General features: G+C 55.7%; 13 protein-coding genes. 8 read left to right on the top strand and 5 right to left on the bottom strand.

Features of this window, described 5'->3' with window-relative positions:
- Positions 1 to 6 precede the first annotated feature (6 nt).
- Both sctV and sctW read right to left on the bottom strand, forming a co-directional pair.
- Positions 7 to 2115: a type III secretion system export apparatus subunit SctV gene (gene sctV, locus AB3U87_RS08545; RefSeq protein ID WP_301252567.1), complete on the bottom strand. Its 2109-nt coding sequence runs from the start codon at positions 2113 to 2115 to the stop codon at positions 7 to 9.
- Positions 2112 to 3275, bottom strand: coding sequence for a type III secretion system gatekeeper subunit SctW (sctW, locus tag AB3U87_RS08540; RefSeq protein ID WP_253454958.1), 1164 nt, complete (start codon positions 3273 to 3275; stop codon positions 2112 to 2114). The genes sctV and sctW overlap by 4 nt, the downstream gene beginning before the upstream one ends.
- 281 nt (positions 3276 to 3556) lie before the next feature.
- On the opposite strand from sctW, the gene AB3U87_RS08535 reads away from it, so the two are divergent.
- The 3 genes from AB3U87_RS08535 (at position 3557) to AB3U87_RS08525 (ending at position 6420) form a co-directional block, all read left to right on the top strand.
- Positions 3557 to 4099, top strand: a complete 543-nt coding sequence (locus AB3U87_RS08535; RefSeq protein ID WP_253454959.1) for an RNA polymerase sigma factor — start codon at positions 3557 to 3559, stop codon at positions 4097 to 4099.
- 192 nt (positions 4100 to 4291) lie between these two features.
- Positions 4292 to 5782, top strand: coding sequence for a PAS domain-containing sensor histidine kinase (locus AB3U87_RS08530; protein WP_253454960.1), 1491 nt, complete (start codon positions 4292 to 4294; stop codon positions 5780 to 5782).
- Positions 5779 to 6420, top strand: a complete 642-nt coding sequence (locus AB3U87_RS08525) for a response regulator (RefSeq protein WP_253454961.1) — start codon at positions 5779 to 5781, stop codon at positions 6418 to 6420. Before AB3U87_RS08530 ends, AB3U87_RS08525 begins: the two co-directional genes overlap by 4 nt.
- Here AB3U87_RS08525 and AB3U87_RS08520 read toward each other — a convergent pair.
- Positions 6398 to 7519, bottom strand: coding sequence for a hypothetical protein (locus AB3U87_RS08520; RefSeq protein ID WP_253454962.1), 1122 nt, complete (start codon positions 7517 to 7519; stop codon positions 6398 to 6400). The genes AB3U87_RS08525 and AB3U87_RS08520 overlap by 23 nt on opposite strands.
- Positions 7520 to 8221: 702 nt before the next feature.
- Between AB3U87_RS08520 and AB3U87_RS08515 the strand changes: the two genes are divergently transcribed.
- Complete coding sequence (locus tag AB3U87_RS08515) at positions 8222 to 8443, top strand: hypothetical protein (RefSeq protein ID WP_301729851.1); 222 nt, start codon at positions 8222 to 8224, stop codon at positions 8441 to 8443.
- A gap of 622 nt (positions 8444 to 9065) precedes the next feature.
- On the opposite strand, the gene gntT is transcribed toward AB3U87_RS08515, so the two are convergent.
- On the bottom strand, positions 9066 to 10385 hold the full coding sequence (gene gntT / locus AB3U87_RS08510; protein WP_394148845.1) for a gluconate transporter: 1320 nt from the start codon (positions 10383 to 10385) through the stop codon (positions 9066 to 9068).
- Between the two features lie 316 nt (positions 10386 to 10701).
- Positions 10702 to 11046, bottom strand: a complete 345-nt coding sequence (locus AB3U87_RS08505) for a hypothetical protein (RefSeq protein WP_253454966.1) — start codon at positions 11044 to 11046, stop codon at positions 10702 to 10704.
- Between the two features lie 590 nt (positions 11047 to 11636).
- Here AB3U87_RS08505 and AB3U87_RS08500 point away from each other — a divergent pair.
- From AB3U87_RS08500 to AB3U87_RS08485, 4 genes are all read left to right on the top strand, one after another.
- Positions 11637 to 13061 carry a cytochrome ubiquinol oxidase subunit I gene (locus AB3U87_RS08500; protein WP_125288515.1) on the top strand — a complete coding sequence of 475 codons (1425 nt, stop codon included), beginning with the start codon at positions 11637 to 11639 and terminating at the stop codon, positions 13059 to 13061.
- A gap of 1 nt (position 13062) precedes the next feature.
- Positions 13063 to 14070, top strand: a complete 1008-nt coding sequence (gene cydB, locus AB3U87_RS08495) for a cytochrome d ubiquinol oxidase subunit II (RefSeq protein WP_125288514.1) — start codon at positions 13063 to 13065, stop codon at positions 14068 to 14070.
- Positions 14071 to 14092: 22 nt separating this feature from the next.
- Positions 14093 to 14242 (top strand): DUF2474 domain-containing protein, encoded by a 150-nt coding sequence (locus AB3U87_RS08490; protein ID WP_125288513.1) that lies wholly within the window; start codon positions 14093 to 14095, stop codon positions 14240 to 14242.
- A gap of 216 nt (positions 14243 to 14458) precedes the next feature.
- The gene (locus AB3U87_RS08485) at positions 14459 to 14713 is read left to right on the top strand and encodes a CsbD family protein (RefSeq protein WP_125288512.1); all 255 of its coding nucleotides are present in this window, start codon (positions 14459 to 14461) and stop codon (positions 14711 to 14713) included.
- The last annotated feature ends 56 nt before the right edge of the window (positions 14714 to 14769 follow it).

Here is a 14769-nt window from a genome sequence, read left to right as displayed (position 1 = left end):
CGCTCCTCAGGCATCGAAAGCGTCGATGCCCTCCTCCAGTTCAAGACGACCGACAACGTTAATCGCCAGGTTGGTTTGCAGCTCGGCAAACGACAGCACCGGCACCTGATGGAACTCATCCTGAATCAAACCGCGCAGCGGACTGCGCAGATCCTGTGCCACCAGCAGCACCGCCAACGCCGACTGTTCCGGCATAAAGGCGCTGCGCAACTGGGTCAGGATGGCCATCGTTTGTTCCTGCGTCAGCGCAAAAAAGACCTCGTTCTGCGTCTGGCGCAGCGCGTCGCGCAGCTGCTCTTCCATCTCCGGCGTCAGTAGCCAGACGTGCAGGCCATCATCCTGCGCGTACTGATAACAGATGTGTTCTTTCAGCGAGATACGCACCAGATCGGTCAGCAGGCTGATATCCCGCTCGTGCTGACCGTGTTCGATCAGCGCTTCGGCAATGGCGCGCACCGAGCGCAGCGGGATGCGCTCCGCCACCAGGTTTTGCAGCACGTTAGAGAAACGCGCAATCGGCATCACCCGCTGGAGCTCCTGCGCCAGCTCGGGCTGTTCGCTCTCCAGCCAGCCCATCAGCGCGCGCGTCTCCTGCAGACCGATAAAGTTGGGCGCGCTCGCGTGGATGGCGTTTTCCATCCTTTTCATCAGCAGTTCGTGAAAACCCCAGCGCGGCACGTTTTCGTCCTGGAGCACCGCGTGATCGGCAGGCAGCCACAGCAGCGTCGTTTCTCTTCTGGCTTCCGTGCCGGGCTGCACGCCCTCCTGCGCCGCCAACGCTTCATGTTCGTGGCGGCTGACGGCAGGCGTCGTTACGCCAAAAGTGCCGATAACGCGCGGGATCTCGTAGACCGAATAGCGAAACTCATCGGCGGGCTGCTGCTCCTGAAACTCGATATCAAAAGCGGGCAGCGTAAAGCCGTAGTTATAAACGATGCTGTTGCGCAGGCGACGGATAGCCTGCACCAGCTCCAGCGTTTCCGCCGTGCCGCGCGCGTTGGCCGGAAATTGCAGCAGGTAGGGCCGCGTGGGGTTGAACTGGCGTAAATCTTCCGTGCCGTTCAGCTCGGGCGGGATCACCTCGTTTTCCATCTGCGGCTGGCTGGCTACCAGCTCTCTTTTTGTGCGCCACACCTGAAAACTGCCCGAGGCCAGCGTCAGCAGCGCCAGCACCACAAAGACGCCGGTCGGCATCCCCGGCAGCAGTGCAAAGCCGAACATGCCGATGGAGGAAAAAATCCAGGCTTTAGGCTGGCTGGTGAGCTGCTCCGCAATTTCCCGACCGATATTGTTATCCATGCTGCTGTCGCCGTCGGACGAAACGCGGGTGATAATCATCCCGGCCGTCAGCGAGATCAGCAGCGCCGGGATCTGCGCAATCAGGCCGTCGCCGATAGTCAGCACCGAATAGGTGTGCATCGCATCGCCTGCCGGCATTCCCAGCTGCATTACGCCGATGCTGAAACCGCCGATCAGGTTAATAAAGAGGATAACTAACCCGGCGATCGCATCACCTTTTACAAACTTCATTGCGCCATCCATTGCGCCGAACAGCTGGCTCTCTTTCGCCAGATCGACACGTTTGCGTTTGGCGGTATTCACATCAATGATGCCCGCGCGCAAATCGCTGTCGATCGACATCTGCTTGCCCGGCATCGCGTCCAGCGTAAAGCGTGCGGCCACCTCCGCCACCCTTTCCGACCCTTTGGTGATCACCAGGAAGTTCACCACGGTCAGGATCAGGAACATCACCATCCCCACCGCAAGGTTGCCGCCGACCACGAAGGTGCCGAAAGCGGCCACGATATGGCCCGCGTCCTGCTGTACCAGGATCTGTCGCGTGGTGGAAATCGACAGCGCCAGCCGGAACATGGTGGTCAGCAGCAGCACCGCCGGAAAGCTGGAAAACGCCAGCGGCTTGGGCAGATACATCGCCAGCACCACCAGCAGCGAAGAGAGACAGATATTGACGGCAATCAGCGCATCGATCAGCCCCAGCGGCAGCGGAATAATCAGCATAAACACGATCGCCAGCGCAAACATCGCGCCGATGATCTCGGAGCGCTGCATGGCCGCCAGCGCGATGCGGTTGAGGATCAAAAACAGGCTGTTCATACCGCTCCCTGACTTCCCGCGCGGTTCTGGTCATTGATAAGTTTGGTGATGGTGGCGCGCAGTAGCGTCGCTGCTTCCGGCTGATTTTTCTGGTCCCGCCACAGCTTCGGCGGCATATCGTTGACCAGCGGCAGCAGCCCGTTCAGAAAGCGCATCCGCGCCTGCGGCTGTTCGACCTCAAACTCTTTCACGATGGCGGTGATATCGCGCGGCTGTAGCCCCATCTCCGCGATGCCCAGCAGACGTCGGGTCATCGCCAGGCCGTCGAGCGCAGAGAGCGGAATTTTCCCGCCGCTGCGTAGCCGGTTAAGCAGTTTGTCGCTGTGAGCGATCATTTGCGTCAGCTGCCCCGCCTCGCTCAGGGCAACGTGGATTTTGTGCAGCGAGCGCGAAGAGAGCGAAGGCGTCAGCGAGGCAATATCCTCCGCCAGCGCGCGCTGTAGAGTACGCAGTCCTGGTACAAACTGCTCGCGGCCAAAACGCTCCAGCAGGCTGTCCAGCATTACCGCCGCCGACTGATGCTTAACGATGCCGTGATAGTAGAGATGACGTATCGCCTGCTTTTCCGTGGGATCGGTGGTAAAGCTGGCGATGGCCGAGGCAGTATTCAGCCCGGCCCTTACGCTTTCGCCGTACTGCTCGTCGAGTTTGTTCAGCGCCTCGCCAGCGGCGTTGGCGGTCGCAATATCGCCGCTGCGATCGGCTTCGCGCAGCGTCATCCGCAGCAGCAGATCGCAGCGCGCCGGATCGTCGTCCACAGAGGCCACCAGCTGCTCCGCATCCGGCTCCCGCCCCAGCACCCCTTTCAGGGCACCAAGCCGCGCCTCCAGCTTCTCCTGCTGTTCGTCGTCCAACATCTGGTAGAGTTCGCCAAGCCGCTCGATGCGCTCTACCGCGCCGCGATTGCTGCGTAGATGCTGGGTATTGATCTGCCGACGGTTCAGTCCCTTGGTTTTTTTTTCTACCTTTTCGCTGAACATCATGCCGATCTCTTCCAGCGAATCGGTCAGCGAGGCTGCCGCCAGAGGGGTGTTTACCGGTCTTGCCCGAACCTCCGGGCCAGTGCCCGTGCCCGTTGCTGCCGGACGCGGTATATCCTGCTTTAACACCGTTTTGGCCAGCGCCTGTTGATACTGAAGAGAAGATTGGACTTTTATCATCCCGGCCCCAAAGGTTGATTTCGCGATGGGATTAAGTGGTAAAAAAACGAAGCCGGTTCCCCAATAAATAAAAGTAAAAAAAAGACGACCAGCTGAAACTTTCAACCTCCGTTATTAGTGTAAAAACTTGCACAACTCTTTTTGCTTTTTTGTCGCTATTTGTCTCAGATGATTCTTAATTAATTCACAACAACCGCGCTATGACTGCTATTTCATCTTTTTTCTGGCCTGGCACACCCTTTGCAATAACAACGTATCTGAATAATGCCAGGAGCAAAAAAATGTTAACTGCCACGCCAATTGAAATGTCTTTTACCCCTGAAGCCCCGGTCGCCGTTTTATGGCAGGAAATTCTTTGCCAGCAAAATCGCAAGCTGCATAATTTTATTCGCAAGCGTGTTTCAAATCGGGAAGACGTGGAGGACATTGCGCAAATGACCTGTGTGGAAGTGCTGCGCAACAGCCATAAATTTTTAGGCGCGTCGCGGCCGGAAACCTGGCTTTTTGGCATCGCCGCCAATCTCATCCGCAACTACTACAAAACGCATCAGAACCGTTTCCTCTTTGACAGCATCAACGAAGACAACGTGCTGGAGCTGATTCAGGAATGCGATCCCAGCGATATTATCGCTAACGATCAGCTACTCAGCGTAATGGCCGCGTCGATCGATCGCCTGCCGGAAGAGACGCGGCGGATGCTGACGATCCTGGTGGAGCGCAACGGGAGCTACCAGGACGTGGCGACCTCGCTGAATATCCCTTTAGGCACGGTAAAATCGCGCCTGTCGCGCGTGCGTGAATCGCTGAAAAGCACGATAAGCTGAGGAACAGGATTTTTGCAGGCTGATGCGCGTAATAATTAATTATTTGCGATCCGTCACCATTTTCAGAGTCAGGTTAATGGCCTCCTGACAAAATATTTGCTGTACTGAGTCAGTTAAAAAATTTTTCTGAGCTGCACGATAAGCTGTAATAATTTATGCTTATTATCCCTTTTTCATTAAACAGAGAGAGAAATGCTTTCGTCTGAGATATTTAGCCTTAACGTCAGTAAAGAGCCTTATAATGGCCGCGCCATTCTGCCCGACTTCGCGCTTGACCGCGTTAACGACGCCATCTATTTGGTGCGTCAGGATGCCCAACTGGCTTATATCAATAATAAAGCCTGCGAAATGCTCGGTTATAATTACCAGGCGCTTATTCGATTAAGCTATTCCGATATTGAAGGCGAACTGCAGGATCCCGACGTCGCCGCGCTGTGGTGGAAACTGAGCCTGCGGCCGGAAGGGATCCGCTTTACCTCGCAGCACCGTATGCATAACGGCGAAATCATCCCGGTCGAGGTTAACTCCAGCGCCTGGGAGCACGAGGGCGAAATGCTGGTGCTGTGCGTGGTGCGCGACGTGCGCGAGCTGAAGCAGCGCACGGAGCGCTATTTGCAGCAGGAGCAGCAGTTTCGCTCGCTGGTGGAAAACTCGCCGGATCTGATAGCCCGCTTCGATACCGATCTGCGCTGCCTTTATGCTAATCCGCGCGTGCTTGATTTAATCGGCTGTAGCGAAGAGAAAGCGCGCGGCTGGCGGCTTACCGACAGCATTCCGTTTGATGAGCCTGGTATGCAGCTGTTTCGCCTGGTTTCCAATACGCTGGCAAGCGGCGAAAAGAGCGAATCGGAACTGGAGGCGCGCTTTGGCGAACGCGCGATGGTGCTGCACGTGCGCTGCGTACCGGAATACGATTTGAAAGGCGAAGTGGTGACAATCCTGGCCGTGGGCCGCGATATCACGCGCCTGCGGGAGGTGGAAAACGAAGTACGCGCCGCGCATCATCAGCTGCGCCTTCTTGCCAGTAATCAGCAGGAGCGCACCGAGCAGGAGCGCAAGCATATCGCGCGGGAGATCCATGACGAGCTGGGCCAGCATTTAACCAGCCTGCGCGCCGGGCTGTCGGTTATCGGCATGCAAAGCAAAAATCCCGCTCGCGTTTCCAGCCAGGTGGATTACCTGATGACGCTGATCGACAGCACCATCCAGGTGGTGCGCGACGTCTCCACGCGGCTGCGCCCCAATATGCTGAACATGGGGCTGATGCCCGCGCTGGAGTGGCTGCGCGACGAGTTTGTCAAAAACGGCGGCTGTAGCTGTATGCTGATCGTCCCGGAAGGCAAGCCGGTAGCGCTCTCCGACCAGGTGGTGACCACGGTGTTTCGCATCGTGCAGGAGTCGCTTACCAATATTTCCCGTCATGCCCGCGCCAGTAAGGTATCGATTATCGTCCAGACCACCCGCGACGCGCTGGTGATCCAGGTACGTGATAACGGCCGCGGTTTCCAGATGCACTCCGTGCGTCACGACGCCTTCGGGCTTTTAGGGATTAAAGAGCGTGTGGATATGCTGAATGGTCAGGTGACCATCACCAGCCGTCCCGGCGAAGGCACGCAGCTGGAACTGACCCTTCCTTTAAAAAACCAGGCCTATTTTCCGTCAGCAACCAGGGATGCAGGATGAATGATGTCATAAGATTAGTGATCGCCGACGATCACGCTCTGATGCGTGAAGGGCTGAAACAGATATTTGCGCTCGACGACCATATCACCGTCGTGGGCGAGGCTGGCGACGGCGGTCAGGTACTGGAAAGGCTGCGTCTTGGCGGCCTCGATCTGCTGCTGCTGGATATCTCTATGCCCGGCATCAGCGGCGAAGATCTAATTAACCGTATTCGCTCGCAGTATGAAGATCTGCCTATTCTTGTGCTGAGCATGTTTAACGAACCGCAGATCGCCCGTCGCGTGCTGAACTGCGGCGCGGGAGGCTACATCACCAAGGACAAAAATCCGGATGCGCTGCTGGCGGCGATCCGCAGCGTGGCGCGCGGATCGCGCTATATCGACCATGATCTGGCGCAGGAAATCGTCTTTGCCGAATACCAGAACGGCAACCGCGCGCTGCACGAAACGCTGACGACCCGCGAACGCCAGATCCTGCTGATGCTGGCGCACGGCGAAACCATCAACGCCATTGCCGAAGCCCTGGCAATCAGTAATAAAACCGTCAGCACCTATAAGTCGCGCATGATGGAGAAAATGCAGTTCAGCAGCAACGCCGATATCGTCAGATACGCGATCAGCCACCGCCTGGTGCAGTAGCTTCAGGCGTTTTGACCTCCGTTTCTTCCACGGGCGGCGTCTCTGCCGCCTGTGGTTTCTCCGGCTGCCAGGCGCGGTGGTGGCGCTTGCTGACCAGGAAAATCGGCGTGGCGATAAACAGCAGCAGGCTGCCCGCCATGCCGCAAACCAGCAGGCTGATGCCGCCCGGCCAGCCCGCGCCGGAGGTTAATCCGGCCACGACCAATGCCAGGATAAAGAAGAAGGAAAGCGTCAGGCTGACCGGCCAGATATTGGTAATATCCATATCGCTGAGCGCCATTTTCACCGGTTTTACCGCGCGCTTCTCGGCCTCTTTCTCTGCCCGGATCCTGCCTTTTACCGCTTCCAGATCGATACCCGGCGCAATAAAATCGCCCAGCTGCTGCGGATGATGCAGCTCGTCAAAGACGCGCGCGACGGGCGGGAAAGTCAGCGGCCAGCTGGCGCTGTGCACGCCGTAGGCGGTCAGCGCGGGCAAGGTAATGCGCGGCAGCTGCACGGGTTGCAGATAGCGGTTGTTGTAAACCACCCAGCTCTGGCGCGTTTCACCCCGCATAACGTGATAAAGCCGAAAGCGATCCGCTGGCGGGTAATGCAGATGACTGACGCGCGCGCGTATCGAAGGAATATGGTGATAGCGACAGTAGTTGACCCGCCCCTGTCCCTGCGCGGCCAGCAGCACGCCCAGCGCAGGTAAAAAATACCAGGAGGTACCATCCGCCGCGAACGGGCCATTAAGATGCTCAAGAAACCTTGCTTCGCTGCTGCCGTTCAGATGTTCAGGCCACCAGCGCCAGCTGCGGCCAATTACGCGTTCGGTCGGCACGTTAAATACGCCCATCGGCTCCGTTTCCGCAGGCAGAATGGCAAAAGGAAAAATCTTGCTGAAAAAGGTCAGCGCGTCATCCGCCCCATCCCATTCACCGCCTGCTTCCAGGCCATGCAGATTCGAGGTCAGCTCCGCCCAGCCGTTTTTACCCAGCAAATCGACCTGATATTTGGTATCCGCCAGCCTTTTACCCAGCCGCAGAATCGACGACGGAATGCCGTCCAGCGGCAGATCGGGCACCTGGAAAGCGATGTCTGTTTGTTCTTCCATACTGCAATAATCCCCAAAGGCGAGCGCCCGCCCATTCGGTCAGATAATAAAAAGAAGCCGCAAGGCTGAATATAAAAAGCTGCGCCAGCGGCCGACGGCAGCCACGCCAAAAAATTTGGCTTAAGTTAAAAAGTCGCGACAATTCAAAAGATTATACGTACCAGCCTTGTTATCTGGCAACCAATGAAATAACCCGCGACAAGAAAAAGGATGAGGTTCGCCGCGCCAGGAAAATAGTCGTTAAAAAAGAAAAGGTAAGCGTAGACGGTTAATCCACAATTAAAGTAGCAGAATAATGAAAGGGAGCGATTCGGCAGAATAACTACGCTTAAGTTAAATTGGCGGTAACAATAACTTTTGTTTTTTTGCCACGTCGGCCGATGCTTTCTGATAGCCAGACGAGCTGATGCGGCTCGCAAATCACGCCAGCCTTGTTTCATGCATTTTCATTATTTTATGCGCCGTTATCCAAAACTAAAAAGCGATACCCTTCTGCGGCCAAAAAGCGCCTGTTCGTTATTGACGGAAAAAATGAGAGGCATAAAGTTGATCCGCACCGCAGCAAAACGGCACTGGCCTGAAACATCAGCGCGGCAGCACTCAGGAGAAGCAAAGCGATAAGGTGAGGCAGCATGGTAAACGCGAATTATCCCAGCTCGCGGGCCGGTCGTTTCAGCAGGAAGCAACGCAAAAGGAGAAAGCATGCAAGTCAAAATCGCAAAACTTGAATCTGACGTGGATAACATCAAAAACCATATCAGCGATATCAGAACGGACCTGCGGGAGATGCGTTACGATATCGACAAATTAAACATCAATCTGCGTCTGGAAATGAAATCCGACTTTCGGCTGATGTTTGCTGTGCTTATTACCTCGGTGCTGGGGCTGGCGGCGCTGATGGCGAAAGGTTTTTACTGGTTTTAAACCGGCACAGGGCAAACCGGCGCAGCCGTTGCGCTTACGCCAGGCCTACCGCAACCCTACGTACAGCATCACAACCTTTATCGCTCTGCTTCAGGCTGGCCGCCACTCTCTTACCGCAATGCCACAGTCAGAGGGCAGAAAGGGCTGAGCGGATAAACGGGCCGTTTGGCGCATGGACGCGCCAACCGAGCCTCCAGGGAAGGATTCACGGCATGTCCGTGTTCCGATCTGCCCTTTCTGCCTTACATCAGGCTTGCCGCCACTCTCTTCCCGCGATGCCCATGCCAGGGGGGCAGAAAGGGCTGAGCGGATAAGCGGACCGTTTGGCGCACGGACGCGCCAACCGAGCCTCCTGGGAAGGATTCACGGCATGTCCGTGTTCCGATCTGCCCTTGCTGCCTTACATCAGGCTTGCCGCCACTCTCTTACCGCGATGTCCATGCCAGGGGGGCAAAAAGGGCTGAGCGGATAAGCGGACCGTTTGGCGCATGGACGCGCCAACCGAGCCTCCAGGGAAGGATTCACGGCGTGTCCGTATTCCGATCTGCCCTTTCTGCCTTACATCAGGCTTGCCGCGACTTTGACTCCAGCATCACTGCCTTGCGCCAGCTCCGCCGCGACATTACACCAGCGCCATCTGTAACAGCAGGCAGCCTGCCAGCCCACATACCGCAATAATTGTTTCCAGCACTGACCAGGAGCGCAGCGTCTCCCCGATACTCAGGTTAAAGTACTCTTTAAACAGCCAGAAACCCGGGTCGTTAACGTGCGAGAAAATCACGCTGCCGGAACCCACCGCAATCACCATCAGCTCCGGGCTGACGCCCGTGGTGACAATAATCGGCGCCACAATCCCGCCTGCGGTGATCGCCGCAACCGTGGCCGACCCCAGCGCCAGACGCAGCGCGGCGGCAATAGACCATGCCATCAAAATAGGCGATACCGAACTGCCCTCCATCAGGCTGGCGATATATTTATCCACGCCGCTGTCGACCAGAACCTGCTTAAAGGCACCGCCGCCGCCGATAATCAGCAGCATCATGGCGATGATTTTAATGGAATCGCCCAGCGTGTCCGTAATTTGCTCCATGGTGCGGCCACGATTCAGCCCAAACGTAAAGATGGCAATCAGCACCGCAATCAGGGTGGCCATAATCGGATCGCCGAAAAACTCCGCGTACGGCAGCAATACATGCCCTTTTGGCAGCACCATCTCCGCCACCGCGCGCACCGCCATCAGCACTACCGGCACCAGCGCCGTCCAGACGCTGACTGCAAACGTCGGCATCTCCGCTTCGCTAAAGCTCTTCGGGTTATACAACCCCTGCGGCACCGGCTTATCAATGCCTTTTAAAAAGCGTGCAAATACCGGCCCGGCCAGGATTACCGTCGGGATCCCCAGCAGCGTGCCGTACAGCAGCGTTTTACCCATATCGGCATGAAACAGCGTTGCTATAGCCGTGGGGCCTGGGTGCGGCGGCAGAAACCCGTGCGTCACCGAAAGCGAGGCCGCCATCGGCACGCCAACAAACAGCAACGGCACGCGGGCCGCCGCCGCGATCGACAATACCAGCGGCAGCAGCAGCACAAAGCCAACTTCGTAAAACAGCGCGAAGCCGACGGTAAAGCCAGTCAGCACCACCGCCCACTGAATGTGATCCTTGCCAAACTTATTGATAAGCGTAGTGGCGATGCGCTGCGCGCCACCGCAGTCCGCCAGCAGCTTCCCCAGCATTGCGCCAAATCCCATAATCAGCGCCAGGCTGCCCAGCGTACCGCCAACGCCGGCTTTTATTGAGGTGATAACTTTATTGACGGGCATTCCCTGCATAACGCCCACCGCCAGCGCCACGAGGATCAGGGCGATAAAACCGTTCAGCTTGAAACGAACCATCAGCAACAGCAGCAGCGCTACGCCGATGACGACAAAGAGTATTGGCATGATGTTTCTCCGGCAGCCTGTGGGCCGCTTCTGTTTTTCTGCCAGATGGCGGCAGGCGTAAGTAGGGAACAACAGACAGGTAGTGACCTGCTGCTGGCATGTTAACGGTAACATGGCGCAACTAAAATGGGCTGCCGCAGAGGAATTTACAATTTGAGATGAAGATCAAACTTTTGTTACTACCGTTTTTTACGTAACGATAACAACTTTGAGAAGAAACGAGCCTGACCGCAAGGCCAACCCTGTTTTAAACGGCGGTCTGCCTTTTAATCAACAAGCCAATACCGGCAGCGCCAAAAAGAGCGCAAAAGCTGCCTCAATCAGACGCCGCACACAGGTAAGTTTGGGCGGCTATAGCGGTTTGGAAAAGCGGCGTATAGCTGCCGAATACCGCCCGGCACGGAAAGCCACTCATAACGTCAGCAGCTAAAGCCAGCGAGGGCCGCCTGCCCTGCCGTATCGCCACGCTCATCATGGCCAGATTGTCTGGGCCGACGCTAAGGAAGCCAGATACATCGGTAATAATGTTAACAATATGGCCGTCATCCTCCTGTCCCTGTGGCAAATCCATACACATACTTTTTAGTCCGCCGACTTGACCTGCAACAAGCAAATTTGACTTAAAGCCAAAGATAATGTAACAAAATAATTCTTTATGCATCGAAATGCGTTTTTCTGGTTTAACATTTACATTGCTTTGCGTAACGATGATTGCTTTCGGGAACTATCAGCCCGGTGGTAACAATCATTCACGCAATTTTTAAACCTCAGAAATCCTAATGGCAACATAAAGATAACATTAGCTTCTGTAGGGGCGTTAATCGGCAGTTTAATTTCCAATTTGTGCGCTTATTCGCAGGATTGATATTCTGTTAAGTTTCTGTGCTACGCGCTATTATAAAAAAAAGATAAGTTTCTTTTTTTATTGGCTCCCCCGTTCACAGGCGTCAAAGCGCAATGAAAACGCTTTCACGCGCTGAAAAGCACATTATTTTTACACAAATGTAGCAAGAGGTAATTATAGTTTAACAATAGGAGTCAATAATTTAACGCAGCGGTGAAACAATTCATCGCAAAGATCCATGCTGTTATATCTGAGATTCCTATTACTGTTGCTACTCCTTCTCCCGATTTGGTCTCAGGATCAAACTTCGTTGAAATGACCGCATAAACAGGGACTGCACTGCAGCTCTATTGTTAACGTGCGGTAAATAAAAAAGAAAGGCAGTTTATGTTAGATCGAGGTCAGCAATGTTTGGATTAGATGCGTTCCACCTGGCGAGGATACAGTTCGCGTTTACCGTTTCCTTCCATATTATCTTCCCGGCTATCACCATCGGGCTCGCCAGCTTCCTGGCGGTGCTGGAAGGTCTGTGGCTGAAAACGAAAAACGAAGATTATCGTGACCTGTACCACTTCTGGTCGAAAATCTTCGCCGTCAACTTTGGTATGGGCGTGGTGTCCGGCCTGGTGATGGCGTATCAGTTCGGCACCAACTGGAGCGGCTTCTCGCAGTTTGCGGGCAGCATCACCGGTCCGCTGCTGACCTACGAAGTGCTTACCGCATTCTTCCTGGAAGCCGGCTTCCTGGGCGTGATGCTGTTTGGCTGGAACCGCGTGGGGCCGGGCCTGCACTTCTTCGCGACCTGCATGGTAGCGCTGGGCACCATCATCTCTACTTTCTGGATCCTCGCCTCTAACAGCTGGATGCAGACGCCGCAGGGCTATGCCATTCAGGATGGGCTGGTGGTGCCGGTAGACTGGTTTAAGATTGTCTTTAACCCGTCCTTCCCGTTCCGCCTGCTGCATATGTCCACCGCGGCTTTCCTGGCGAGCGCCTTCTTTGTTGGCTCTTCCGCTGCCTGGCATTTGCTGCGCAAAAACGACACGCCGGCAATTCGCAAAATGCTCTCTATGGCATTGTGGATGGCGCTGATCGTATCGCCAATCCAGGCGGTGCTGGGCGATGCCCACGGTTTGAATACGCTTGAGCATCAGCCGGCGAAAATTGCGGCGATTGAAGGCCACTGGGAAAACCCGCCGGGCGAACCTACCCCGCTGATCCTGTTCGGTATCCCGGATATGGAGCAGGAAAAAACCAAATACGCGCTGGAAATTCCTTACCTGGGCAGCCTGATCCTGACGCACAGCCTGGACAAGCAGGTGCCGGCGCTGAAGACCTTCCCGAAAGAGGATCGTCCTGACTCGCTGATCGTGTTCTGGTCATTCCGCGTGATGGCCGGCCTGGGCATGCTGATGATTACCCTGGGCGTGGTCAGCCTGTGGCTGCGTTATCGCAAACGCCTGTACACCTCGCGTCCTTTCCTGTGGTTCGCGCTGCTGATGGGCCCTTCCGGTCTGATCGCGCTGCTGGCGGGCTGGTTCACCACCGAGATTGGTCGTCAGCCGTGGGTGGTTTATGGCCTGCTGCGTACCAAAGACGCGGTATCGGCGCACGGCGAGATGCATATGAGCATCAGCCTGCTCGCCTTTATCCTGGTCTATATGTCGGTGTTCGGCGTGGGCTATATCTACCTGTTTAACCTGATCAAAAAAGGACCGAAACAGGGCGAAGGCCACGATGAACCTGAAGGCGGCCCTGGCACACGTCATACTCAGGCGCGTCCTCTGTCTGCCGTGAAAGAAAAGTTAAACGCGCCGGAAAAGGATAAATAACGTGGGCATTGATACTTCTATTATCTGGTTCACCATCATCGTCTTCTCGACGCTGATGTACATCGTGATGGACGGATTCGATCTCGGTATCGGTATTCTGTTTCCGTTCAATAAAGATGCCGCCGAGCGCGACATGATGGTCAATACCGTCGCGCCAGTGTGGGACGGCAACGAAACCTGGCTGGTACTGGGCGGCGCGGCGCTGTATGGCGCCTTCCCGCTGGCCTATGCGGTGATCCTGGATGCGCTTTCCGTGCCGCTGACCCTGATGCTGATTGGTCTGATCTTCCGCGGCGTGGCGTTTGAGTTCCGCTTTAAGGCAACCGAAGTGCACCGTCCGTTCTGGGACAAGTCCTTTATCGTGGGCTCGTTCCTGGCGACCTTCAGCCAGGGCGTGGTGCTGGGCACCTTTATCAACGGTTTTGAAGTAACTAACCGTGCCTACAGCGGCCCTGAGCTGCTGTGGCTGACGCCGTTCTCGCTATTCTGTGGTCTGGGTCTGGTCGTGGCATACGCGCTGCTGGGCAGCACCTGGCTGATTATGAAAACCGAGAACGAGCTGCATCGCAAAATGACCGCGATCACTAAGCCCCTGCTGCTGGTGCTGCTGGCGATTATCGCTATCGTCAGCGTCTGGACACCGCTGGAACACGCCGACATTATGCATCGCTGGTTTACGCTGCCTAACCTGTTCTGGTTCCTGCCGGTACCGGTGCTGGTGCTGCTGGCTTCCATCGCGCTGTTGCGCGCGCTAAAGCGTCATGCGCACTACTCGCCGTTCCTGCTGACGCTGGCGCTGGTTTTCCTGGGCTTTACCGGTCTGGGGATCAGCGTGTGGCCAAACATTATTCCGCCACACATCACCATCTGGATGGCGGCGTCGCCACCGCAGAGCCAGGGCTTTATGCTGGTTGGCGGGCTGCTGATTATCCCGGTTATTCTGTTCTACACCTTCTGGAGCTACTACGTGTTCCGCGGGAAGATCAAACCGGACGAGCATTACCATTAATTACGGCTTATCGGAGGATAGTATGGTTGAAACTCAGCAGGCGCCTAAGCTCCCGGTGTGGAAACGCATCCTGTGGCTGGCCGTCATTTATGCAGGCAGCGTGCTGGCGCTTGGCGTTGTCGCGACACTGTTTCGCTTTATGATGACCGCAGCTGGCATGAAGTCTCACTGATACTCTGATTGCCGGTTGTTTGAAAGCCCACGCCCGCGTGGGCTTTTTTTATGCCTGGCGTACTTAAAGCGCGTAAGGCCAGGAACTATCCGAGCCTTTTACCGCTTTTTCTTTACATCATTCATAAATTTACACACAACCGCAGCGGCAAGCCTTCACTGATGGTCTATGCTTTAATTTCTCATGAGGAAATCATGTCATCAAGAAGGAGGCACTATGAGTCTACTAGATAAAGCTAACGATAAAGCCGAAGAAGCGCTGGGCAAAGGCCAGGAGCAGTTTGGTAAGGCCGCCGAGTCTCCGGAGCATGAGTTCAAAGGCAAGGTTCGTCAGGGCGCAGCCAAAGCTTCTTATGCCGTTGACGATGCGCTGGACTGCGTGAAGACCAAAACGCAGGATTCCCCTTTCGTTTCGCTGGCGATTGCCGCGGGCGTGGGCTTCCTTGCCGCGAAGATTTTCGGTCGCCGCTAGTCGCGTAACGTTACTGCATCAGGGCCGGTTATCCGGCCCTTTTTTTTGCCCGTCAT

It is taken from the genome of Erwinia plantamica (genome assembly GCF_043420595.1).
Lineage (GTDB): Bacteria > Pseudomonadota > Gammaproteobacteria > Enterobacterales > Enterobacteriaceae > Erwinia > Erwinia aeris.
This window is presented reverse-complemented; position numbering and strand designations above follow the sequence as displayed.